Source organism: Actinoplanes solisilvae (assembly GCF_003999975.1).
GTDB lineage: Bacteria > Actinomycetota > Actinomycetes > Mycobacteriales > Micromonosporaceae > Actinoplanes > Actinoplanes solisilvae.
On the sequence record NZ_RJAC01000001.1, the window covers coordinates 453,468 to 475,154 of the forward strand.

Annotated in this window: 22 protein-coding genes; 8 read left to right on the forward strand and 14 right to left on the reverse strand. The window is 69.8% G+C overall.

Translation table 11 applies throughout. The features are described from left to right. Genes EER30_RS02115 through EER30_RS02135 form a run of 5 tightly spaced genes read right to left on the reverse strand, consistent with a single transcriptional unit; the run spans window position 1 to window position 4,183 of the window. Window positions 1–399 (reverse strand): hypothetical protein, encoded by a 399-nt coding sequence (locus EER30_RS02115; protein WP_240669710.1) that lies wholly within the window; start codon window positions 397–399, stop codon window positions 1–3. 49 nt (window positions 400–448) lie between these two features. Further along, complete coding sequence (fabG, locus tag EER30_RS02120) at window positions 449–1,213, reverse strand: 3-oxoacyl-ACP reductase FabG (RefSeq protein WP_127497697.1); 765 nt, start codon at window positions 1,211–1,213, stop codon at window positions 449–451. Window positions 1,214–1,261: 48 nt separating this feature from the next. Continuing rightward, window positions 1,262–2,908: an alpha-amylase family protein gene (locus EER30_RS02125; protein WP_127497699.1), complete on the reverse strand. Its 1,647-nt coding sequence runs from the start codon at window positions 2,906–2,908 to the stop codon at window positions 1,262–1,264. Then, window positions 2,901–3,854 carry a hypothetical protein gene (locus EER30_RS02130; protein WP_127497701.1) on the reverse strand — a complete coding sequence of 318 codons (954 nt, stop codon included), beginning with the start codon at window positions 3,852–3,854 and terminating at the stop codon, window positions 2,901–2,903. Before EER30_RS02130 ends, EER30_RS02125 begins: the two co-directional genes overlap by 8 nt. Next, window positions 3,851–4,183 carry a PadR family transcriptional regulator gene (locus tag EER30_RS02135; RefSeq protein WP_127497703.1) on the reverse strand — a complete coding sequence of 111 codons (333 nt, stop codon included), beginning with the start codon at window positions 4,181–4,183 and terminating at the stop codon, window positions 3,851–3,853. Before EER30_RS02135 ends, EER30_RS02130 begins: the two co-directional genes overlap by 4 nt. A 72-nt stretch (window positions 4,184–4,255) precedes the next feature. On the opposite strand from EER30_RS02135, the gene EER30_RS02140 reads away from it, so the two are divergent. Next, on the forward strand, window positions 4,256–4,924 hold the full coding sequence (locus tag EER30_RS02140) for a DedA family protein (protein ID WP_127497705.1): 669 nt from the start codon (window positions 4,256–4,258) through the stop codon (window positions 4,922–4,924). 22 nt (window positions 4,925–4,946) lie between these two features. On the opposite strand, the gene EER30_RS02145 is transcribed toward EER30_RS02140, so the two are convergent. Beyond that, window positions 4,947–6,188, reverse strand: coding sequence for a chitinase (locus EER30_RS02145; RefSeq protein ID WP_127497707.1), 1,242 nt, complete (start codon window positions 6,186–6,188; stop codon window positions 4,947–4,949). Between the two features lie 109 nt (window positions 6,189–6,297). On the opposite strand from EER30_RS02145, the gene EER30_RS02150 reads away from it, so the two are divergent. The 3 genes from EER30_RS02150 (at window position 6,298) to EER30_RS02160 (ending at window position 10,248) form a co-directional block, all read left to right on the forward strand. Further along, window positions 6,298–7,461: a carboxylate-amine ligase gene (locus tag EER30_RS02150; protein ID WP_127497709.1), complete on the forward strand. Its 1,164-nt coding sequence runs from the start codon at window positions 6,298–6,300 to the stop codon at window positions 7,459–7,461. A gap of 9 nt (window positions 7,462–7,470) precedes the next feature. After that, window positions 7,471–8,841, forward strand: coding sequence for an FAD-dependent oxidoreductase (locus tag EER30_RS02155; RefSeq protein WP_127497711.1), 1,371 nt, complete (start codon window positions 7,471–7,473; stop codon window positions 8,839–8,841). Window positions 8,842–9,066: 225 nt separating this feature from the next. Continuing rightward, window positions 9,067–10,248: a polysaccharide deacetylase family protein gene (locus EER30_RS02160; RefSeq protein WP_240669711.1), complete on the forward strand. Its 1,182-nt coding sequence runs from the start codon at window positions 9,067–9,069 to the stop codon at window positions 10,246–10,248. On the opposite strand, the gene EER30_RS02165 is transcribed toward EER30_RS02160, so the two are convergent. Continuing rightward, window positions 10,226–11,038, reverse strand: a complete 813-nt coding sequence (locus tag EER30_RS02165) for an Fpg/Nei family DNA glycosylase (RefSeq protein WP_127497713.1) — start codon at window positions 11,036–11,038, stop codon at window positions 10,226–10,228. The two genes, EER30_RS02160 and EER30_RS02165, sit on opposite strands and share 23 nt — an antisense overlap. Before the next feature lie 114 nt (window positions 11,039–11,152). Between EER30_RS02165 and EER30_RS02170 the strand changes: the two genes are divergently transcribed. From EER30_RS02170 to EER30_RS02180, 3 genes are all read left to right on the forward strand, one after another. Continuing rightward, window positions 11,153–12,502, forward strand: coding sequence for a chitinase (locus tag EER30_RS02170; RefSeq protein WP_432417495.1), 1,350 nt, complete (start codon window positions 11,153–11,155; stop codon window positions 12,500–12,502). A 216-nt stretch (window positions 12,503–12,718) separates the two neighbouring features. Then, window positions 12,719–13,564 (forward strand): patatin-like phospholipase family protein, encoded by an 846-nt coding sequence (locus tag EER30_RS02175; RefSeq protein WP_127497716.1) that lies wholly within the window; start codon window positions 12,719–12,721, stop codon window positions 13,562–13,564. Next, complete coding sequence (locus EER30_RS02180; protein ID WP_127497718.1) at window positions 13,564–14,631, forward strand: 1-acyl-sn-glycerol-3-phosphate acyltransferase; 1,068 nt, start codon at window positions 13,564–13,566, stop codon at window positions 14,629–14,631. Before EER30_RS02175 ends, EER30_RS02180 begins: the two co-directional genes overlap by 1 nt. Here EER30_RS02180 and EER30_RS02185 read toward each other — a convergent pair. After that, on the reverse strand, window positions 14,617–15,423 hold the full coding sequence (locus tag EER30_RS02185) for a hypothetical protein (RefSeq protein ID WP_164842203.1): 807 nt from the start codon (window positions 15,421–15,423) through the stop codon (window positions 14,617–14,619). The two genes, EER30_RS02180 and EER30_RS02185, sit on opposite strands and share 15 nt — an antisense overlap. 192 nt (window positions 15,424–15,615) lie before the next feature. Here EER30_RS02185 and EER30_RS02190 point away from each other — a divergent pair, with 192 nt between their 5' ends. Next, window positions 15,616–16,764, forward strand: coding sequence for an FHA domain-containing protein (locus EER30_RS02190; RefSeq protein ID WP_127497720.1), 1,149 nt, complete (start codon window positions 15,616–15,618; stop codon window positions 16,762–16,764). 422 nt (window positions 16,765–17,186) lie between these two features. Here the strand turns inward: EER30_RS02190 and rocD are convergent, their stop codons facing one another. The 6 genes from rocD to EER30_RS02220 form a co-directional block, all read right to left on the reverse strand. Then, a complete protein-coding gene (gene rocD / locus EER30_RS02195) occupies window positions 17,187–18,386 on the reverse strand; it encodes an ornithine--oxo-acid transaminase (RefSeq protein WP_127499281.1) in 1,200 nt (399 codons plus the stop codon). A gap of 11 nt (window positions 18,387–18,397) precedes the next feature. Next, window positions 18,398–19,204: a dimethylargininase gene (ddaH, locus tag EER30_RS02200; RefSeq protein WP_127497722.1), complete on the reverse strand. Its 807-nt coding sequence runs from the start codon at window positions 19,202–19,204 to the stop codon at window positions 18,398–18,400. 266 nt (window positions 19,205–19,470) lie between these two features. Beyond that, the gene (locus EER30_RS02205; protein WP_127497724.1) at window positions 19,471–20,055 is read right to left on the reverse strand and encodes a hypothetical protein; all 585 of its coding nucleotides are present in this window, start codon (window positions 20,053–20,055) and stop codon (window positions 19,471–19,473) included. Window positions 20,056–20,163: 108 nt separating this feature from the next. Beyond that, the gene (locus tag EER30_RS02210) at window positions 20,164–20,772 is read right to left on the reverse strand and encodes an ATP-dependent Clp protease proteolytic subunit (protein WP_127497726.1); all 609 of its coding nucleotides are present in this window, start codon (window positions 20,770–20,772) and stop codon (window positions 20,164–20,166) included. Between the two features lie 154 nt (window positions 20,773–20,926). After that, window positions 20,927–21,439, reverse strand: coding sequence for a hypothetical protein (locus EER30_RS02215; protein ID WP_127497728.1), 513 nt, complete (start codon window positions 21,437–21,439; stop codon window positions 20,927–20,929). Window positions 21,440–21,457: 18 nt separating this feature from the next. Beyond that, on the reverse strand, window positions 21,458–21,673 hold the full coding sequence (locus EER30_RS02220; protein ID WP_127497730.1) for a hypothetical protein: 216 nt from the start codon (window positions 21,671–21,673) through the stop codon (window positions 21,458–21,460). Window positions 21,674–21,687 lie beyond the last annotated feature (14 nt).

Below are 21,687 nucleotides of genomic sequence, written 5' to 3' on the forward strand. Positions count from 1 at the left end.
TCAGCCGCCCGAACTCTTGCTGGAACCGCGGGCGGTGCCGCCCTTGCCGATGACGCTGGTCTTGATGGTGCCGTTGCTGATCTTGCCGGTGGCCGGGAGGCCGAACGACTGGCGCGCGGCCCGGTCGTTGTAGGCGAACTTGTTGCCCCCGGCCGGCAGCACTGTGCCGACCGGGTAGCCCGGGCGGTAAAGGGAGGAGTACCAGATGAACGGGATGAAGCCCAGACCCGAGGAACGGTTGTCGTCGTCGTCGCACTCGTCGTCGTCGACCACGACGCCCTGCTCGTTGGCGCAGTAGAAGCCCGCGTCCTGGTAGTCGTCGTCGTTGTCGCACGCCGCCGCGCCACCCGCCGCCAGAAGCAAGAACGTGCTGGTGAGCGACACGCTGCGGGAGCTCATGCGTCGGTTCATCATCATCTCTTTGTAGCGCCTCTCAGCAAACGCCGTATTATGCGCGCGGGCCTCCGGCGACGTAGATGACCTGCCCGGAAACGAAACCGGCACCCTCACTGACGAGGAAGGATACGGCGTTGGCGACGTCCTCGGGGCGACCCGCCCGACCGACCGGGATCTGGGCCACCGCGGCCTTCTCGAACTGGGCGAAATCGACGCCGACGCGGGCCGCGGTGGCCGCGGTCATGTCGGTGACGATGAAGCCGGGGGCGACGGCGTTGGCGGTGATGCCGAAACGGCCCAGCTCGATGGCGAGGGTCTTGGTGAAGCCCTGCAGGCCTGCCTTGGCCGCGGCGTAGTTGGCCTGACCGCGGTTGCCGAGCGCCGAGGTGCTGGAGAGGCTGACGATGCGGCCCCAACCGGCGTCGACCATGTGCTTCTGCACCGCGCGGCTGAAGAGGAACGCGCCGCGCAGGTGGACCGCCATCACGGTCTCCCAGTCGTCGTCGGTCATTTTGAAGAGGAGGTTGTCGCGCAGCACGCCGGCGTTGTTGACCAGCACGGTCGGGGCGCCCAGCTCGGCGGTGACCCGCTCGACGGCCGCGCCGACCTGGATCGCGTCGGAGACGTCGGCGCCGACCGCGAGGGCCGTGCCACCCGCGTCGTGGATGGCGGTCACCGTGTTGGCGCAGGCGCCCTCGTCGAGGTCGACGACGGCCACGGCCATGCCGTCGGCGGCGAGCTGGCGGGCGGTGGCCTCACCGATGCCGCGGGCGGCTCCGGTGACGATGGCGACGCGGGTGGGGACGGACTGCGACACTACGACCTCCGTACGTAAACATGCACTGGGAGTGCACAATAACCCGCGTCACGGCATCCGGCGTAGCCGAATCCATCGATATCCGCGCCCGGCGACCTCGACCTTGTCACACTTGCCCAACTCGGCGTACTCCTGGTCGGCCAGGACGTCGTTGGGTTGCTCAGCCTCGGGATAGAGCGAGCTGAGATCGAGGGTGGCCGCCTCGGAACCCAGGTTGTGCACGAAGACCATCGTGCCGGTCTCGCCGTCGGCCCGGTGGACCAACACACTGGTCGGCGCCGGAACATCGATGTGTTTGGTCGTTCCCGTGCCGACCTCGGGCGCCTCCCGGAGCGTACGGATCATGCGCTCGAACCACGACAGCAGCGAGCTCGGATCGTGCCGCTGCAGGGTCACGTTGACCGTCTCCCACCCGAAGTCACCGCCCTCGATCGTCGGACGGGCCAGGTCTTGCTTCTTGGCCGACGAGAACCCGCCGTTGGCCGTCAGGTTCCACTGCATGGCCGTACGAATGGCGTTGCGCCCGTCCTGCGACAGGTCGTCGCCCATGCCGATCTCTTCGCCGTAGCGCAGCACCGGAGTGCCTCGCAGCGAGAACTGCAGGGCATAGGCCAGCTCGACGTGCCGCCGGTCGTTGCCGAGCATCGGAGCCAGCCGCCGACGGATGCCCCGGCCGTAGAGCTGCATGTTCTCGTCCGGTCCGAACTTCGCGAACACCTCGGCGCGCTGCTCGGCGGTGAGCCGGGACAGGTCGATCTCGTCGTGGTTGCGCAGGAAGGTGGCCCACTGGGCGCCCTCGGGCAGCTTCGGGGTGTCGCGCAGGCCGTCGATGATCGGCTCGGCGTCCTCGCGGGCCAGGGCCAGGATCAGCCGGCTGTTGAGGTAGAAGTCGAAGAGCATGTGAATGCGGTTGTTCGAGCCACCGGCGTCGCCGAAGAAGGTCAGCAACTCGTCCGGCTCGACGTTGGCTTCGGCCAGGAGCACGGCGTCGCCCTTGCGCCACTGCACCCACTGCCGCAGCTCGCTGAGGAACTCGAGGTCCTTGGGCGAGTTGGGGTTGCCCGGCTCGGTCTGCTCGACGATGAACGGCACGGCGTCCATGCGGAACCCGGCCACCCCGAGCTGCAGCCAGAACGCGCAGATCTTCTTGATCTCCTCGCGCACTTCCGGATTGTTGATGTTGAGGTCGGGCTGGAACTTGTAGAACCGGTGGTAATACCAGAGCTTCGCCGTGCGGTCGTAGGTCCAGGTCTCGTCCTGCTCGCCCGGGAACACCATGCCCTGCTTGCGATCGTCGGGAGCGTGGTCGGCCCAGACGTACCAGTCGCGGTAGGGCGAGTCGGGCGACGACCGCGCCGACTGGAACCACGGGTGCTGGTCGGAGGTGTGGTTGACGACCAGGTCGATGATGACTTTGATGCCGAGGTTGCCGGCCTGATGCAGCAACTCGGCGAAGTCGCCCAGGTTCCCGAACCGCGGGTCGACGTTGTAGAAATCGGTGACGTCGTAGCCGTCGTCGCGGTCGGGCGTCGGGTGGATCGGGTTGAGCCACAAACAGGTGACGCCCAGCCGGGCCAGATAGTCGAGCCGGCCGATCATCCCGCGGATGTCACCGCACCCGTCCCCGTTCGAGTCGGCGAACGTGTCGATGTCGGCGCAGTAGACAACAGCTTTCCGATACCACCGGTCAGTCATGCCTTCTTACATCACCGTCATATGTGCCCCCGAAACCGTCGGCGGCGACCGGTCGCCCTTTCGAACGCCGGCTGCCGAGCCACGAGGTCGCAACGAAAGCCACGATCGGGACGAGCACCAGCACGGTCCACTGCATCGGGTTGATCAGCCGGGTCGATTCCGGGTGACGCATGTTGTGTTCGATGAATCCGCCGAAGCCCCACTGGACCAGCGGCAGCGTCACGATCACCGGGGCGGCCCAGCAGACCAGGCGGCCACGGATCTCTGAGCTCTGCCGGATCAACGCGACCAGCACCAGCGCGGCGGCCAGAGCGACCAGCCCGGACCGCAACGGCGACAGCTCGTGAACAAACAGAATCGGGCTCTGCAGCGCGAGGAACACCCCGGCCAGGACGATCGCGGCGAGACCGCGCGGGCGGGCGACGGCCCCGCCCCTCGCGACCAGACCCGCGATCAGCACGACCCCACCGGCGACGATCATCCAATAGACGTGCAGCACGGAAGCGGGAGTGTCCACATAGAACCGGGCGGGGGAGGCGATCTCGCCGGCCAGCGCGGCCAGGGCGGCAGCCGCGCCGATCGCCCGCCACCCGCGGAACGCCGCGACCACCACGAGACCCCAGCCGAGAAGACGAATCGCGTCGACCCCTTCGAGGTATATCGGCCTGGGCTCGGCGCTCAGGAGCGGGTTCAGGAGCCCGCCGCCCGATCGGCGCAGGGCCACCCCCAACAGCAGGATCGCGCCGAAGATCTGCACCACCCGGGCCGCCCGGTCGTGGCCGGAACGAACCGCTCGCAGATGGGCGGCGCCCGCGCCGCGCAGCACGTCGACGACCTGGCCGCGGCGCGGGTCGGTCATCAGGACGGCGAGCATCTCTTCGCCGTATTCCTGGCGGAAGTCGCGCGGGTAGAGCGCGAGCAGACGGCGGTAACGCGTCTCGGTCACGCGGTTGCTCCCCCGAAATCGGTGCGGCGGGCGCGCAGGCGCCGCTCGGCGATGGTGGCCTGCTCGCGCAGGCGGGCGGACTCGGCCCCGAGGCGCTGCTCGCCGGCCCCCGTGAGCCGGTAGTAGCGCCGCAGCCGGGACTGCACGATCTCTTCGCGGTCGACCTCGATGAGGCCCTCGCCGCGCAGCCGGTCGAGCGCGGCGTAGAGCGTGCCGGCGCGCAACCGCACCCGGCCGCCGGTTATCCGCTCAACGTCCTCGATCACGGCGTAGCCGTGGCGAGGTTCGCCGGCCAGCGCCGTGAGGATCAGAAAGGTCGGCTCGTTCACGCCGCCACTATATACCGACCGTCGGCATATGCGCTTCAGGTTGGTTTCAGGTTGGCCGGGTAGGAAGAGGCGATGGCAGAAGCAGGGCTGAGTCAGCAGGGTGGCCTGACGGGGTGGATCGCGTCCGTCATCGAGTCGCTCGGTGAGGTGGGCGTCGGCCTGCTCGTCGCGCTGGAAAACATCGTTCCGCCCATCCCCAGCGAGATCGTGCTCTCCCTCGGGGGCTACCTGGCCGGCGAGGGCCGGGTCAACCTGGTGCTGGTCTACCTCGCGGCCACCCTGGGCTCGCTGGTCGGCGCGCTGCTGCTCTACTGGCTCGGCTACGGCCTGGGCGAGGAACGACTGCGCCGCTGGCTCGACCGCATCCCACTGGTCGACGCCGACGACCTCAACCAGGCTGACCGCTGGTTCGAGCGCCATGCCAACGCGGCCGTCCTGTTCGGACGGTGTGCCCCGGTGGTCCGCAGCCTGGTGTCGATCCCGGCCGGCGCCAACCATATGAACCTCGGTCTGTTCACGCTCTTCACGACCATCGGCAGCGGCGTCTGGAACGCGATCTTCGTCGGCGGCGGCTACGCCCTCGGCTCCCGCTGGCAAGACCTGGAGAAATACAGCCAGTGGTTCGACTACGCCATCTGGGCCGTCATCGTCCTCACCATCGCGAGCTGGGTCGCCAAGAAGGTGCGCAAACGGCGGCGTGCGGCCGCTGGACGGAGCGGCCGCACACCTGGGGAGCATTGAAGAGCCGGAAGAGCGGCGAAGATCAGGGCAGGGTGGCGAGGTGCGGCTTGACGGTGTTGGCGAAGCCGTTGCCGTTGGTGACGTCCCAGTTGATCGACCAGGTCATCGCGCCGCGGATGCCCGGATAGGTGCGCGGCGGGCGGAACGAGCCGCAGTTCGTCGCGCGGGCCAGGCAGTCGAGCGCGTTGTTGACCACGGTCGGGGCCACGTACCCACCCCCGGCCGCGCGGCTGCTGGCCGGCAGCCCGAGCGCGACCTGGTCGGGGCGCAGCCCGTTCTCGGTCTGAATGCAGGCCAGCGCGGTCAGGAAGTTCACCGACCCCTGCCCGTACGCGGCATTGTTGTCGCACCCGAGCATCGCGCCGGAGTTGTAGTACTGCGTGAAGACGACCGTGAGGATGTCCTTGATGCTCAGCGCGAGCGCGAAGTACGACGACCCGGGCGTCTGCATGTCGATGGTCTGCGGCGCCATCGTGATGAGCAGGCTCGAGCCGACCTTGGTGCGCAGGCTCCGCAGCGCCTGGGCCATATAGGTCGGGTTCAGCCCGTTCTCGAGGTCGATGTCGACACCGTCGAAGCCGTACGTGGCGATCAACCGGTGTACGGAGTCGGCGAAGGCCGTGGCCGCGGCGGTGCTGTTGACGGCGACCGTGCCCTTCTCACCCCCGACGGAGATGACGACCTTCTTGCCGCGGGAGTGCAGCGTGGCGATGTCGGCCTTGAACTGCGCGTCGGTGTAGCCGCCGACCGCGCTCGCCAGACCCGGGTCGAGGTTGAACGTGACCGCGCCGGGCGTCGAGGTGGCGTCGGCGAAGGCGACCGCGATCAGGTCGTAGTTGTTCGGGACCGCGGCCAGCTTGAGCGGTGCCGCGCCGTTGTCGAAGTTCTGCCAGTAACCGGTGAGGAAGTGCGCCGGAAGCTGCCCGTTCGAGGGCGGCGGTGTGGTCGGCGGCGGGGTCGTGGGTGGCGGTGTGGTCGGCGGCGGCGTGGTCGGCGGGGTCGTGCCGCCGCAGACGCCGTTGTCGGCCCAGACGTCCCACTGCCCGCTGTGCGCAGCCGGCGACTCGTTCTGCGTCCACCACTTCGCCGTGTAGTTGTGCCCGTTCTGCGAGGCGCTGTTGCCGCCGACGTAGACGGCGCTCGCGCTCCACGCCGGGGCACAGGCCGCCGCGGCCGCCGCCGAGCCGGCGCCGATCCAGGTGGCCGTGCCCCCCGCGACGAGCGCCGCAACGGTCGCCAAGATGATCGATCTGGAGCGTCTCATGGCCGTCCTTCCGCCGCATTACACTGATGTGTATCAATCTTTAGGACTGTTAACAGTAAAAGTCAAGCCGAATCGTTTCCCTGCGGCACCGGTCGGGTATTGGCCGCGCATGGACACCGCGGACTCGACCACGATCTCTCCCGCACTGGCCGAGAAGGCCGAGGCCAACGATCTGCTCACCCTCGGCGTCGAGGAGGAGTACATGCTGGTCGACGCCGTCGAGCCGCGCGCCGTCGAGGCCGTCGAGCAGGTCTTCGACCACCTGCCGGCCGAGATCCGCGGGTCCGTGCAGCACGAGTTCAGCCGCGGCCAGATCGAGATCGCGAGCCCTCCCCAGCTCGAGCTGAAGGCGTTGTCGAAGGCCCTCAGGGACCTGCGGGCCGGGGTCGCCGACGCCGCCGAGGCAGCCGGGGCGCGACTGCTGGCCATGGGCACCGGGCCGGCCGCCGGCGGGAACATCCGGCTCGTCGACACCCCGCGCTACCACCGCATGCGCGAGCACTACGGCGACCTCTCCCCCGGGCCGGGCATGTGCGGCACCCATGTGCACGTCAGCGTCCCCGATGACGAGACCGGCGTGCAGATCCTCAACCACCTGCGCCCCTGGCTGCCGATCTTCCAGGCCGCCACGACCAATTCGCCGCTTTTCAACGGCCGCGACACCGGGTACGCAAGCTGGCGCTCGATGCTCTGGGAGCGTTGGCCCACCGTCGGCCCCACGCCCTACCTGCGCTCGTTCCAGCAGTACGAGACCCTGGTCGGCGACCTCGAGGCCAGCGGCGCGATGCTCGACGAGGGGATGCTCTACTGGTACGCCCGGTTGTCCGCCCGCTACCCGACGGTCGAGATCCGGATGGGCGACGTGATGCCGACCGCCGACGACGCCGTGCTGCTCGCCGCGCTGGCCCGCGCGCTGGTCGCGACCCTGCTGCGCGACGTGCTCGACGGCGTGCCCGCCCCCGACGTGCCGCACCCGCTGCTCATGGCCGCTCACTGGCGGGCCGCGCACGACGGTCTCGAGGGCCTGAACATCGACATGGCCACCCGTGAGACGCGCCCGGCGTGGCGGCTGATGCGGCAGCTCTTCGACTACGTGACGCCCGAGCTCGAACGGCACGGTGACCTGCGTACGGCCACTGTCCTGATGGGACGGCTGCGCTCGGAGGGCACGGGCGCCGCGCGCCAGCGCTCGATCATGGCCCAGGGCGGCACGATCAGTGACGTGGTCGACCGATTCGCCCGTCTGACCCGGGGCGACGTACCCGAAAAGTAGGCTGGACCCGTGAAACTCGTGGTAATCGGCGGGGACGCCGCGGGCATGTCGGCCGCGTCGCAGGCCCGCAAGCGCCTGGGCGCCGACGACCTGTCGATCGTCGCCTTCGAGCGGGGCGACTACACCTCGTACTCAGCCTGTGGCATTCCGTACTGGATCGGCGGCGCGGTCGACGGTCCGGACGCGCTGATCACCCGCACGCCCGAGGAACACCGCAAGAACGGGATCGACGTGCGGCTGCGGCACGAGGTGGTCGGCATCGACCTCGACCGCCGCGAGGTGCTGGTGCACGACCTGACCGGCGGCGGTGAGACGAGAGAGCCGTTCGACCACCTGGTGTACGCCACCGGGGCCAGCCCCTTCATGCCGGAGTGGGCACGGGTGCCCGAGGCCGGCGTCTTCGGCGTGCAGACCCTCGGCGACGGCGAGGCCGTGCACACCTGGCTCGACAGCGACCCGAAGCCGCGCCGGGCGGTGGTGATCGGCGGCGGCTACGTCGGCGTCGAGATGGCCGAGGCCATGGTGCTCCGCGGGCTCGAGGTCACGCTGCTCGAGAAGTCACCCCAGCCGATGGGCAAGACCGTCGACCCCGACATGGGCGCGCTCGTGCAGAAGTCGATGCGCGGCCTGGGCATCGAGGTGCACACCGACGCGCACGTCGAGGGCCTCGAAACAGCCGGCGGCCGGGTGCGCGGGGTCGTCACCGCGGACGGCACGATCCCCGCCGACATCGTCGTTCTCGGTCTCGGCGTACGCCCGAACTCTGCCCTGGCCAGGGACGCCGGTCTCGCGGTCGGTTCGACCGGGGGCGTACGCACTGATTTGCGCATGCGGGCCGAAGGCACGGAAGGCGTCTGGGCCGTCGGCGACTGCGTCGAGACCCGTCACCTGCTCACCGGGCAGGCCGTCTATGTGCCACTGGGCACTCACGCGAACAAGCAGGGCCGGGTGGCCGGCATCAACATCGGCGGCGGCTACGCCACGTTCCCGGGCGTCATCGGCACCGCGGTCACCAAGGTCTGCGAGCTCGAGGTGTCGCGCACCGGGCTGACGTCCAAAGAGGCGCGCGCGGCCGGTTACTCGTTCGTGACGGCGAGCGTCGACTCGACCAACCGCGCCGGCTACTACCCCGGGGCCGAGATGATGACGGTCAAGCTGATCGCCGAACGGCGTACGGGAGCTCTGCTCGGGGCCCAGATCGTCGGCCGTGCCGAGGCCGCCAAGCGCATCGACGCGCTCGCCGTGGCGATCTGGAACCGGATGACCGTCGAGGAGATGACGGCGCTCGACCTGAGCTACGCGCCGCCCTTCGCGCCGGTGTGGGATCCGATTCTGATCGCGGCCCGCAAGGCCACCGAGGCCGTTCACGCGCATTTGTGATTCACGCATCACTGAACGCCACCAGGGACTATCGCTCTGCGTAGCTCGACGGCCACCGATTCGGTCTCGCGCTTGATCATGCGAACACGGTAGGCATGTGACATGTCGCCGCAATCGCCCCGTATTCCGACGCCTTCGGTGGGCGACGACGATTCCTCCACCGGGCGCCACCGCCGACCGGAATCACTGGCCGACGTCAGCGTGCGCAGTGGACCTCGCGTGGCGGTGACGTCGCTTGTGGACGCGCACGCGGCCACTTCCAGCGCCGCGACATCGAGGCCGACCCGCTCCGCGCGACACCAGCGTCCCGCCAACGGCCCCCGGCACGCCGCCCGGGTGCCGGCCCAGCGCCGCCCCCGCAACGCCCGGCCCGCCGCCACCGGTTCGCACCGCGCCCCCGGCACCCTGCCAATCGAGTCGTGGCTGCTGATGGGCAAGAAGCGCCAGCAGGTTCTGCTCGCCTCGCTGGTCGCGATCGGCATCGTGCTGCTGGCCATGCCGTCCCAGCAACGTCGCGACGGCATCGACGCCGTCAACGCGGCCGCGCAGGCGGTCGTCGGCGTACAGGCCGGCAAGAAGACTCCGCAGGCGGCACCGCCACCGCAGTCGTCGGATCGCGACGAGACGACCCCGGTCAAGGACGAGGCTCCCGCGAAGGTCGAGCCGACCCCGACCGCGACCGCCACCAAGGCCCCGCCGCCGGTTCAGCCCTCCAAGGCCCCCGCGGACAAGAAGGAGAACCCCGCCGGACCGGGACAGTCGCTGCGCACCACGGGCAGCGAGGTCGTCGCCCTCACGTTCGACGACGGACCCGACCCGGTGCAGACCCCGCGCATTCTCGAACTGCTCGCCAAATACCGGGTCAAGGCGGTGTTCTGCCTGGTCGGCGCGCAGGTGAAGCGGCACCCCGACATCGTCCGGCAGATCGTCGCCCAGGGGCACACGCTCTGCAACCACACGTGGGACCACAGCCTCACGATCGGTAAGGACAAGCCCGCCAAGATCAAGGCCGACCTGGACCGTACGAATGCCGAGATCCTCGCGGCCGAGCCGAACGCGACGATCCCGTTCTTCCGCGCACCCGGCGGCAACTTCACCGACCGGCTGGTCGGGGTCGCGGCGAGCAGCGCAATGACCTCGCTCTACTGGGAGGTGGACCCGCGCGACTGGGAACACCCCGAGAAGGAGACCGACGCCCAGCACGTCGAAAGGCTGATCGTCGACGTACGCAAGCAGGTGCGGCCCGGCTCGATCGTGCTCTCGCACGACTTCAACCAGCCCACGACCATCGCGGCGTACGAGAAGCTTCTGCCCTGGCTGGCGGCGAACTTCAAGCTGGGCATTCCCGGCGAGGCTTCATCCGGCCCGACCCCGAGCACGCCCCCTAGCGCGCCGGCTGACACGTAGGACACCAGTACAGGTTGCGGCCGGCCAGCGGGCCCCTGGCCACCGAGGTGCCGCAGACCAGGCATGGCTGCCCCGGACGGCGATAGACGTAGACCTCGCCGCCGTGCCGGTCGACGCGAGGCGCCCGCTGCATGGCCTCGGGCGTGTGCCGCGTGTGCACGGTGTCGATGCGGCCGTGGACCACACCCTCCTTCATGAGCGCGCGCAGGTCGGTCCAGATCTCGTCCCAGAGCTCGCTGCCGACGGCCCGCCCCGGCATGGTCGGCGCGAGCCCGGCCCGGAAGAGAACCTCGTTGGCGTAGATCAGTCCGCACCCCGCGACGATCGACTGGTCCATCAGCAGGGCGAAGATCGGCTTGGCGCTCTTGCGGATCTTCTCCCCCGCCTTCTGGGAGTCGGCGTCGTCCCGCAGCGGGTCGGCCCCGAGCCGTTCCCGCAGCATCTGGGCCTGCGCCGGATCGAACACCGCACAGGCGGTCGGCCCGCGCAGATCAAGCCAGTGCGCGTCGCTCACGATCCGCATGCGCACCTGCCCGACCGGCTCGGGCACGGGCGGCTCCCCGTCGGCGACCTTCCCGTAGAGCCCGAGGTGGACGTGCACGCTGAGGTCACCCTCGTAGTGGTGCAACAGGTGCTTCCCGTACGCCTCGGCGTCGTGCAGCCGCCGCCCGTCGACCATCGTGGCCCCGTCGGCAAATCGCCCCTGCGGACTGCTGACCCGCAACACCCGCCCGGCGAACAGCTCCCGGTGCCGCGCCGCGAGCCGGTGAATCGTATGTCCCTCTGGCACGGCCGCAACGCTACCCAGGCGAACCGGATCGATGCCATCCGAGCAGGCCGACGCAGGCAGCGCACTATTTACAAATAAAGTTAACAGTATTCATACTTGGCTATGCGTCGATCGATGATCCTGAGTATGGCCGTGGTGCTCGCGGCCGGCGGTGGCACCGTCTATCTGGCCTCGACGGCCAGTGCCGCGGCCGCCTGCGCGCCGGCCTGGAGCGCCACCGCCACCTACGTGAAAGACAACGTGGCCTCGCAGAGCGGCCACAACTACACCGCCAAGTGGTGGACCCAGAACGAGTCCCCCTCCACCCACAGCGGACAGTGGGACGTCTGGATCGACAACGGCGTCTGCGGCGGCACCACGCCACCGACAACGCCGCCCCCGACCACGACCCCACCCCCGACGACCCCGCCGCCGACCAGCCCACCCCCGGCGACCGGCATCCCCAAGCGCGCCCTCATCGGCTACCTGCACTCGAGCTTCGCGAACGGCTCCGGCTACGTACGCATGGCCGACGTCCCCGCCAACTGGGACATCATCAACCTGGCCTTCGGCGAACCGACCACCGCGACCTCGGGTGACATCCGCTTCACCCTGTGCCCGGCCGCCGAGTGCCCGGGCGTGGAGAGCGAGGCCGACTTCATCGCCGCGATCCGGGCCAAGCGCACCGCCGGGAAGAAGGTGCTGCTCTCGATCGGCGGCCAGAACGGCCAGGTGCAGCTCACGACGACCGCCGCCCGCGACAAGTTCGTCAGCTCGGTCAGCGCGATCATCGACCGCTTCGGGCTGGACGGCGTCGACGTCGACTTCGAAGGTCACTCGCTGTCGCTGAACACCGGTGACACCGACTTCAAGAACCCGACGACGCCGGTCATCGTCAACCTGATCTCGGCGTTGCGCGGTCTCAAGGCCCGTTACGGCGCGAACTTCGTGCTCACGATGGCCCCGGAGACGTTCTTCGTGCAGCTCGGCTACCAGTATTACGGCTCGGGACCGTGGGGCGGTCAGGACCCGAGGGCCGGCTCGTACCTTCCGGTCATCCACGCGCTGCGCAACGATCTCACGATCCTGCACGTCCAGGACTACAACTCCGGATCGATCATGGGCCTGGACAACCAGTATCACTCGATGGGCGGCGCCGACTTCCACATCGCGATGACCGACATGCTGCTCGCCGGCTTCCCGGTCGCGGGCAACACCGCCAACGTCTTCCCGGCCCTGCGTGAGGACCAGGTCGCGTTCGGGGCGCCGAGTTCGGTGAGTGCCGGCAACGGCTATGTCGCGCCGGCGGCGATCCAGCAGGCGGTCGGTTGCCTGGTCCGCGGCACGAACTGCGGCTCGTACACCCTGCGCGGTGGCACCAACCCGAACTTCCGGGGCCTGATGACCTGGTCGATCAACTGGGACAAATTCTACGGCTGGGAGTTCCAGAACCAGAACGGCGCGTATCTCAAGTCTCTGTCATAAGACCAAGATGTCGTAGCGGGGTGGTGGGTTACCGACCGTCGCTCCCGCCGAGGGCCCGGGCGGGCCGAGCAGGGCGCTGGCGCGCCCAGAACACTCGACCCACCCGGGCGACCTGCGTGAGTGGTCGCGCTCAAACCAACGCGGCGGTCGCGCTCCGGCCCTGCTGAGTGGTCACGCTCGAAACCCCCGCGCGGCCGAGCGTGCCACGATGAAGTCATGGTCAACAGTCCGGTGGCGTTCGTGCTCGGTGGTGGTGGCGTGCTCGGCGCCGTCGAGGTGGGCATGCTGCGCGCCCTGTTCCGGGCGGGTTTCCGGCCCGACGTCGTCGTCGGCACGTCGATCGGCGCGGTCAACGGCGCGCTGGTCGCGTCCGACCCGACCGAGGCCGTCACCGATCGGCTCGTACGGCTCTGGACGTCGCCCGAGGCGGCCACGGTCTACGGCGACTCGCTCGGCCGGCAGCTCAGACGATTCGCCGCCCGTACCCATCTGCATTCACCGTTGCCGCTGCGCCGGCTGCTCGAGAGCGAACTGGGCGCGCAGTTGACGTTCGCCGATCTGAAGGTGCCGTTCCACTGCTGCGCGGCCAGCATCGAACGCGCGGCCGAGCACTGGTTCGACAGCGGCCCGCTGGTCGACGCCGTGCTGGCGTCCTCGGCCGTACCGGGTCTGCTGCCGCCGATGGAGATCTCCGGCGAGCACTATGTGGACGGTGGGATCGTCAACTCGATCCCGATCGGCGAGGCGGTGCGGCTCGGCGCCAAGTTGCTCTTCGTGCTGCAGGTCGGCCGGGTGGAGCGTCCGCTGGCTGTTCCGCGCCGCCCGTGGGAGGTGGCCCAGGTGGCGTTCGAGATCGCCCGGCGACATCGGTTCGCGCGCGAGCTTGCGGCCCTGCCCGACGATGTAAGGGTGCACGTCCTCCCGACCGGCGGTGGCGACAGCCGCGACGACAGCCCGTGGGCCTACCGCGACCTGGCCGCCGTCGGGCGCCGCATCAGCCGCGCCTACACCGCCTCCCGCCGCTACCTGGCCGCGAACGTACCGCCCGGGCCGGAGGCCTGATGCTGCTCCCGCCGATCTGGGTGCGCCGCCTCGTCATCGCCCCCGCCGTCGTCGTGCTGGCCGTCGCCCTGCTCAGCACCCTGCCCATCTGGCTGCTCCTGGCGCTCGCGGCCTCGCCGCTGGTCCCCGGCCACCTGCGGGTGCCCCGGCTCGTGCTGCTGGCGATCCTCTACCTGCTGTGGGACGCCGCCGCGCTGGTCGTGCTGGCCGTCCTGTGGGTCGCGTCGGGCTTCGGCTGGAAGATCCGCAACGCCGCCTTCCAGCGCGCCCACTACGTGGTCACCGGCCGTTTCCTGGCGATCCTGTTCTGGATCGCCAAGTGGGCCCTGCACCTCACGGTCGACGTGGTCGGCACCGACCCCGACACGGGCATGCCCGGCCGGCCCGAGATCGTGGTGAGCCGGCACGCCGGGCCGGGTGACTCGTTCATCCTCATCCACGCCCTGGTCAACTGGTTCGACCGCGAGCCGCGGATTGTCCTGAAAGCCACGCTGCAGTGGGACCCGGCGGTCGATGTGCTGCTCAACCGCCTGCCCAACCGGTTCATCTCGCCCGGCCGCACCGGCACGACCACGCTCGAACAGCAGATCGGCGAGACCGCGAGCGGGCTCGACGACAACGACGCCTTCGTGATCTTCCCCGAGGGTGGCAACTTCACCCCGCGTCGCCGCACGAGCGCGATCGCCCGGCTGCGAGCACGAGGGCTGGCCGACGCGGCGTCCCGCGCCGAGAACCTGCGCCACGTCCTGCCGCCGAAGCCGGGCGGGCTGTTCGCGGCGATCGACGCGGTCCCGGACGCGGGCGTCATCTTCGTGGCCCACACCGGCCTCGACCGCATGATGACCGTCGCCGACGTCTGGCAGGAGCTGCCGATGGACAAGCGGCTGGTGATGAAGTTCTGGAGCGTCCCGCCCGAGGAGGTGCCCGCCGACGAGGAGGAGCGGGTCGCCTGGCTCTACGACTGGTGGGAGCGCATCGACGCCTGGATCGAGGAGAATCGACCTGCGTTCCGCCCGCTCAGCACGGACTGGACGGCCCGCAGGTCGACGACGTCACTTCCCCAGTGAGGTGTAAAGGCTGTCCGGGGCCTCGGTGACCTCGGAGGCGGCCGGCTTCGTGACACTCACCGGCACGCCGTAATCGGTGTAGCTGACCTCGAGCGGCTGCGCGGCCTGCCCGTTCGTGGCCGGGATGTCGACGGTCAGCGCGGAGAGCCGCCCCTGCTCGTCGAGCTTCGCCGTGAACGGCACCTTCTGCGCCTGCGCACCCGTCTCGTCGATCGTCACCTGCGAGACCCCGGCCAGCCCGATCGCCTTCGACAGATCAAGAGTTCCCGCGTACGAGTTGTCGCCCGTGGAACGTACGTCGGTCGAGGAATTGAGCAGGTTGGACGTGTTCACCGGGTCGATCTGCCCGGGCCGCAGGCCGACGTTGGCCCCCTCGGGCAGCCGGGCGACGTCGACGTGGGTCCACGTGCCGGCCTTCGTGATGCCGGGCACCTGCAGGTAGAGGTCCTGCCCGGCGAGCAGCGTCTTCACGGTGACCTCGGCGTTCGGCCCCTTCGCGCTGAGGTCGGCGGTGCCGTTGCCCTGGGCCGGGTCGACCGCGCCGTTCAGCTTGAAACCCGTACCGGATGTGGCTGTGACCTTGAAACTGGTCGTGCCGAGCTGCGAGGTCGCCTTGGTCAGCGCCTCGACCGCGGCCGGGTCAGCCGCACTGGCCGCAGCCGAACCGGAGGCGGAGGCCGGGGCACTCGCACCGCTCGTCGTGCTGCCGCTGCCGCCGTCGCAACCGGCCAGCGCCAACGCGACCGTCGCCGTCGCCGCGAGACCCAGCCCGGCGAGCCGTGGTGTCCGCATGTCCGTCCCTTCGCCCGTCCGGCCGTCCCGATTGACGCCCGGCTCTGACGAACGTCAATTCCCGAAGGACCCCTCGGGCAAACGGACAGGACGGACAACGAGACCGTATGGGAGGGGTGTGACGCTTGCCTCCGGAGCGGACCCGGCATTATTGCCGTGGCACTGACACCCGCAGCCCCACCGGGAGGACCCATGAGATTCGAGGTCAGCAAGGTCCTCGACGCCATTGAGGCCCGCCTCACCACCGATCCGGCCCTCGCCCGCGCGGTGGTCGACCTGTCCGAGATCGTGCGTTATGCCGACCTCGACGGTGGTCGTCCGGCCAGTTCCGTGCGCCTCGGGCAGGTCGTCGACGCTCTCAGCAAGCGCCTCGCCGAGGAGAACGTCCCCGTCTATGTGGTGACGCCGCGTGGCCTGCTCTCCGACACCGACCTGACCTCGAACGAGCGAATGGTCATCCGCCGCTGGGCCGACGACGGCAAGGTCGAGGTCGTGCCCCAGATGGACGACCGTGTCTTCGAGGTGGCCGAACTGCTCGGCCTGCCCGTGCTCACCCGCACCCGCGGCAACCGCGACCGGCACCCGTGGGTCGAGGAACCGGGCCGTCTCCTGGCCGCGGTCACCGGTGAGGACGGCAGCCCCGTGCTCGTGGCCCGCGTCGGCCGGGGCGACCCGCCGGCACCGGCCGAGCGCTCCCCGCTGGGCGAGCGCCTGCTGGCCCGCGTCTGGAGCTGCCCCGAGCCCAACTGCAACGCCTACGGCTCGGCCGGCGACCCCGACAGCCCGTTCGCCGACATGCGCACCTTCACCAGCCCCGTCTCCCAGCCGCCCCCGGCCCTGCGCGGCGGCGCGCCGACCTGCCCCCGCCACGGCGCCAAGCTGCGCGACGCCGGCCCCCGCGCGGCGGTCGAGGTGCTCTCCGTCCGCATCGACGGGGTCATCCGCCGCCGCTTCGTGGTCTCGACCGACGAGCCCGTCGTGGTCGGCCGCGCCCCCGAGGGCGGCCGCGGCGTCATGCTCGGCCAGTGGCTCACCGACGACGCCCGCAAGTGGATCAGCCGAGGGCACGTCCAGTTCACCCTGCGCACCGACGGCAACCTGACCGTCCAGGACGTCAGCACCAACGGCAGCGGCATCCGCCCCGCCGGGTCCACGAACGACGACGAGCGCGTCACCCTGCACCGTCAGGAGAGCCGCACCCTGTCCCCCGACGACGTGGTCGAGCTCTACGGCGGCGTCCAGGTCGGCCGGGCCAAGATGTGGTCGACCGGCGGCGTGGTCCAGCCCGAGTCGGTCATGGCCGAGGCCCCCACGATGGCCCTCCGCAAGTTCGAACGCTGACCCACCCGGCCGCGGGCGCTCCGCGAACATTCGCCGAGCGCTCGCGGTTCATCACCACACCAGTGGCCCGTTCGCCGCGGAGTTCTGCTCAGCGAGGCCGCGTGCTGTGGTCAGCAGGTCACGCCCAGCCGAACGACAGGTCTCAACTTCAGCGAAACAAGCCCCTCCGCCTTCATGATCAATCCAAGAACGATCACGCTGGGGGTTTCAACAGGTTGTCGCATCGAGGTATTCGTTGAGTGCTTCGACGGGGTCCGGCCAGTTGAGGGTTTGGCGGGGTCGTCCGTTGAGTTCCCGCGACGATGTCAGGGTCGTGCCGCACGACGCCACAGCACCCGAATCGCTGAGGTTCTCGAACACCACGGCGTAAAAGAAATGTAGGGCCTCCCAGAGCGGGAAGCCCTACATCGGTGAGCGTGCCGTCAGTCGCGGAGGACGGCGGCCAGCTGGTCGACCGCGTGGTCGATCTCGTCGGCCGTGACGACCAGGGGCGGGGCCAGGCGGATCGTTGAGCCGTGGGTGTCCTTGGCGAGGACTCCGCGCTCGGCCAGGCGCTCGCAGGCCTCGCGGCCGGTGAGCAGGGCCGGGTCGATGTCGACGCCGGCCCACAGGCCTCGGCCCCGGACGGCGATGACGCCGTGGCCGATCAGCGCGTTCAGGCGGGCGTGCAGGCGGTCGCCCAGCTCGGCCGAGCGGCGCTGGAACTCGCCGGTGGCAAGCAGGCGCACGACCTCGCCGCCGACCGCGCAGGCCAGCGGGTTGCCGCCGAAGGTGGAGCCGTGCTCGCCGGGCTTCAGGACGCCGAGCACGTTACGGTTGGCGGCCACGGCCGAGACGGGCACGATGCCGCCGCCGAGGGCTTTGCCCAGGACGTACATGTCGGGGACGACGCCCTCGTGCTCGATGGCGAACGTGCGCCCGGTGCGGCCGAGGCCCGACTGGATCTCGTCGGCGACCATCAGCACGTTGTGCTCGTCGCAGAGGGCGCGAACAGCGGCGAAGTAGCCGGCCGGCGGAACCAGCACGCCCGCCTCGCCCTGGATCGGTTCCAGCAGCACGGCGACCGTGTTCGGGGTGATCGCCTCGCGGAGAGCAACCTCATCCCCGTACGGGACGATCTTGAACCCGGGTGTGTAGGGGCCGAAGTCGGCGCGCGCGTCGGGGTCGGTCGAGAAGCTGACGATCGTGGTCGTGCGGCCGTGGAAGTTGTCGGCGGCGACGATGATCTCGGCCTGGCCGTCGGGCACGCCCTTGACCTGGTAGCCCCACTTGCGGGAGACCTTGATCGCGGTCTCGACGGCCTCGGCGCCGGTGTTCATCGGCAGCACCAGGTCTTTGCCGCAGAGCTCGGCCAGCGACCGGCAGAAGTCGGCGAACTGGTCGTGCACGAACGCTCGGCTGGTCAGCGTGATGCGGTCGAGCTGGGCGTGCGCGGCGGCGATCAGGCCGGGGTGGCGGTGCCCGAAGTTCAGTGCCGAGTAGCCGGCGAGGAAGTCGAGGTAGCGGCGGCCGTCGACGTCGATGACCCAGGCGCCCTCGCCCTCGGTGATCACGACGGGCAGGGGGTGGTAGTTGTGCGCGGTGTAGCGCTCGGCCTCGACGAGTTCGCCGGGCGTCCGCATGTCCACTGATGTCACGAGCGCACCTCCAACGTGCAGCACTTGGGTCCGCCGCCGGCCTTGCGCAGCTCGGAGACGTCGACCCCGACGGTCTGGTAGCCGGCCGCCCGCAGTTCGGCGGCGAGGTGGGTGGCCTGCACCGGCAGCACAACCGTACGACCGTCGCTGACCGCGTTGAGGCCGAGAACCGCCGCGTCCTCCGCATCGGCGATCACCGCGTGCGGGAAGAGCTGGCGCAGGACGGCCTGGGAGCCGGGCGAGAAGGCGGCGGGCAGGTAGGCCACGTTCGTCTCGTCGAGCACGCACAGGGCCGTGTCGAGGTGGTAGAGCGACGGGTCGACGAGTTGCAGGGAGATCACCGGGCGGTGCAGGGCCTCCTGGGTCTCGGCGTGCGAGGCGTGCGCGGTGCGGAAGCCGGTGCCGGCGAGCAGGATGTCGCCGACGAGCAGAATGTCACCTTCGCCCTCGTTCGTGTGCTTCGGCTCGATCACCTCGAAGCCGTTCTCGCGGAACCAGGCGGCGTAGGCCGGGGCCTCGTCGGCCCGCTCGGCGTCGCGGAACTGGACGGCGAGCACGCGGCCGTCGACGACCGTGGCGCCGTTGGCCGAGAACACCATGTCGGGCAGCCCCGGCAGCGGCTCGATCAGCTCGACCGTGTGGCCCAGGTCGAGGTAGGTCTGGCGCAGGGTCTCCCACTGGCGAACGGCGAGCGCGTTGTCGTAGGGCGCCGTGGGGTCCATCCACGGATTGATGCGGTAGGTCACCGCGAAGTGGGTGGGCCGGCACATGAGGTATCGGCGCGGCGAGGCCGTGGTCGTCATGGCTGAAACGGTAGAGGGGTGGGGCCGTCGAATGCCTTAGTTCAACCCTGCAAGCTGCTTTCGATCATTGCGTGATCGGGGGGCTGAGCAGCGATTCGTTGTGAACACGCCGCGAGGGTGGCCTGAACCAGGCCACCCTCGGCGAGCAATGTTGCCGGCGCACCGCCGGACGGTTCCGGGGCGGGACCGAAGGTCCCGGTTCCGATCAGTGCGCCCGGGTGCCGGGCGCGAACGTCTACTACCCGACAGTTGCCGGGAGTAAACCGTCAGAATCGGTCGACGATCCGGGCGTCGAGCCAGTCGCGCACGTTGGTCACGGCCGGCACGTCGGTGCCCAGCCACGGCAGCGAGCCGGTCAGCGCGAGCACGCCGAGCACGATCGCGCCCAGCGAGAAGACCAGGCCGAGCAGCGCATCGGTCTTGCCCGCGACGTGCCGCTTGCCGGTCGCGTGCACACCGCTCAGCGACAGGATCAGGGCCAGGCTGGCGACGGCGATGCCGTAGCCCAGCAGCGGTCCGGAGAGCACGAGCAGCACGGAAGCGACACCGAGAATCAGACCCAGGGTGGCGAGCAGGCTGGCGCGAGGCCGGGGGCCGACGGCGGGGGGAACGTCATGGTCGACCGCCGCGGTGCCCGTGGGGCGGACCGGAGCGGGCGGCGGGCCGGCCTTCGGCACCGGGGGCAGGTCGTTCAGGGTGTCAGCACGGCGCGGTTGCACCGGACCAGGGCGCACCTCGGTCGTGTTGTCCTCGCGGGGTCGCGCGACGGTGCCCGTGCCGGTCGGAGCCGGGCGGTCGGGCGTCTCCGTCGTATCGCTCGTGGACTGGCGAGAGAACGTCGGGAGCCTCACGTCAGCACCTCCTTGACAGGTCGGGGGATGAAACTCCTGTACCCAGAACTGTCACGGACGACACAACGGGCGCGCGGGAAACCCCGCACGCCCGTTGCCCGAAGACGGTCAGACCAGGGAGGGGTTGTTCCCGACCTGGTTGGCCTTGGTGATCACGTGGTCGACCAGCCCGTACTCCAGGGCCTGGTCGGCGGTGAACCAGCGGTCACGGTCGGAGTCGCGCTCGATCTCCTCCGGCGTGTGGCCGGTGTGGAAGGCGATCCGCTCGTTCATCACGCTCTTGATGTGCAGCATGCTCTCGGCCTGGATGGCGATGTCGGCCGCGGAGCCGCCGATGCCGCCGGAGAGCTGGTGCATCATGATGCGCGCGTGCGGCAGGGCGTACCGCTTGCCGGGGGCACCGGCGCAGAGCAGGAACTGGCCCATCGAGGCGGCCATGCCCATCGCGATCGTGGCCACGTCGTTCTTGATGTACTGCATCGTGTCGTACACCGCCATGCCGGCGCTGATCGAGCCGCCGGGCGAGTTGATGTAGAGCGCGATGTCCTTCTCGCTGTCGGCCGAGGCCAGCAGCAGCATCTGTGCGCAGATGCGGTTGGTCACCTCGTCGTTGACCTCACTGCCGAGGAAGATGATCCGCTCCCGGAGCAGCCGCTCGAACACCTGGTCATCGAAGGATCCGCCACCGCCGCGCATCGTCAACTCGTCAACACTCATGACAACACCCTCTCGCATTAGCCTCGGGGCCTGTCACCCGACCGGCCGTTCGACGCTACCCAGTCTCCCCAGGCAGGCCCGCGGCTCCCAGCGATTCCCCTGAGGGCGAATCCGCTCTCGGCAGAAAACCCCCAAAAGCGACGCGTACGGGGGTTCAGCTGCCCTCGTGCAGCCAAACCGCTCGGTCCAGGAAGCCGTCGCCGTCGTCGTCGATCAGGCGTTTCTCGAAGACGCCGTCGCGGTCCTTGTCGTAGTCGGCGTAGTCGACCCGGTTGTCGAGGTCGGTGTCGGTGCCGACGAAGTCGACGCGGCCGTCCTCGTTCACGTCGACCAGGATGTCGACGCCGCCGTCGGCGCGGCCCCGATAGGTCGCCTCGTCGTGGGTGCCGTCGCCGTCGGCGTCCACCTCGTTGTCGTAGCCCTTGGGCGGGGCCAGCTCGGCGGCGAGCTCGGTCGCCACCCCGGCCGCCGAGGCACCCAGGCCGGCCTCGCCCAGGCCGGCCCCGCCCAGGCCGGCCTCGGGCAGGCCGTCGAGGTCGGGCCGGTCGCCGAAGCCGGTCTGCACGTCGCTGCCGAGATCCTCGCCGAGACGCCCGGCGACCATGGCGGTCACCGTGCCGAACTCGGACCAGGCGCCCAGGTCGTCATCGCCGTCGTGTCGAACCATCACTCGACCATATGAGGTTCAGTCCAGTTCCGGCATCGCCACGGCGTGTGGTCGCGGCCGGCAGGTGCCGCACTGCACCGCGTCGTCCACCACCAGTCCCTCCGCCCGCCGCCGCGTCTCGGACCGGCTCACCTGCAGCAGGTAGGGCCCGAAGCGGGCATGTTCGGCGCAGACGCCGCGGCCGCAGAAGCGGCAGCTCGCCCGCGCCGACTCGGCACAGAACCAGCAGAGCATCGAACCTCCGGACG

Bases quoted from the DNA above. Each gene is read 5' to 3' on its own strand.
- EER30_RS02220 (WP_127497730.1), bottom strand. From the start codon at position 21,673: ATGCTCTGCTGGTTCTGTGCCGAGTCGGCGCGGGCGAGCTGCCGCTTC.
- EER30_RS02180 (WP_127497718.1), top strand. From the start codon at position 13,564: ATGCTGCTCCCGCCGATCTGGGTGCGCCGCCTCGTCATCGCCCCCGCC.
- EER30_RS02150 (WP_127497709.1), top strand. From the start codon at position 6,298: ATGGACACCGCGGACTCGACCACGATCTCTCCCGCACTGGCCGAGAAG.
- EER30_RS02145 (WP_127497707.1), bottom strand. From the start codon at position 6,188: ATGAGACGCTCCAGATCGATCATCTTGGCGACCGTTGCGGCGCTCGTC.
- rocD (WP_127499281.1), bottom strand. From the start codon at position 18,386: ATGCGGACGCCCGGCGAACTCGTCGAGGCCGAGCGCTACACCGCGCAC.
- EER30_RS02115 (WP_240669710.1), bottom strand. From the start codon at position 399: ATGAGCTCCCGCAGCGTGTCGCTCACCAGCACGTTCTTGCTTCTGGCG.
- EER30_RS02215 (WP_127497728.1), bottom strand. From the start codon at position 21,439: ATGGTTCGACACGACGGCGATGACGACCTGGGCGCCTGGTCCGAGTTC.
- ddaH (WP_127497722.1), bottom strand. From the start codon at position 19,204: ATGACGACCACGGCCTCGCCGCGCCGATACCTCATGTGCCGGCCCACC.
- EER30_RS02185 (WP_164842203.1), bottom strand. From the start codon at position 15,423: ATGCGGACACCACGGCTCGCCGGGCTGGGTCTCGCGGCGACGGCGACG.
- EER30_RS02140 (WP_127497705.1), top strand. From the start codon at position 4,256: ATGGCAGAAGCAGGGCTGAGTCAGCAGGGTGGCCTGACGGGGTGGATC.
- EER30_RS02175 (WP_127497716.1), top strand. From the start codon at position 12,719: ATGGTCAACAGTCCGGTGGCGTTCGTGCTCGGTGGTGGTGGCGTGCTC.
- EER30_RS02170 (WP_432417495.1), top strand. From the start codon at position 11,153: ATGATCCTGAGTATGGCCGTGGTGCTCGCGGCCGGCGGTGGCACCGTC.
- EER30_RS02125 (WP_127497699.1), bottom strand. From the start codon at position 2,908: ATGACTGACCGGTGGTATCGGAAAGCTGTTGTCTACTGCGCCGACATC.
- EER30_RS02210 (WP_127497726.1), bottom strand. From the start codon at position 20,772: ATGAGTGTTGACGAGTTGACGATGCGCGGCGGTGGCGGATCCTTCGAT.
- EER30_RS02190 (WP_127497720.1), top strand. From the start codon at position 15,616: ATGAGATTCGAGGTCAGCAAGGTCCTCGACGCCATTGAGGCCCGCCTC.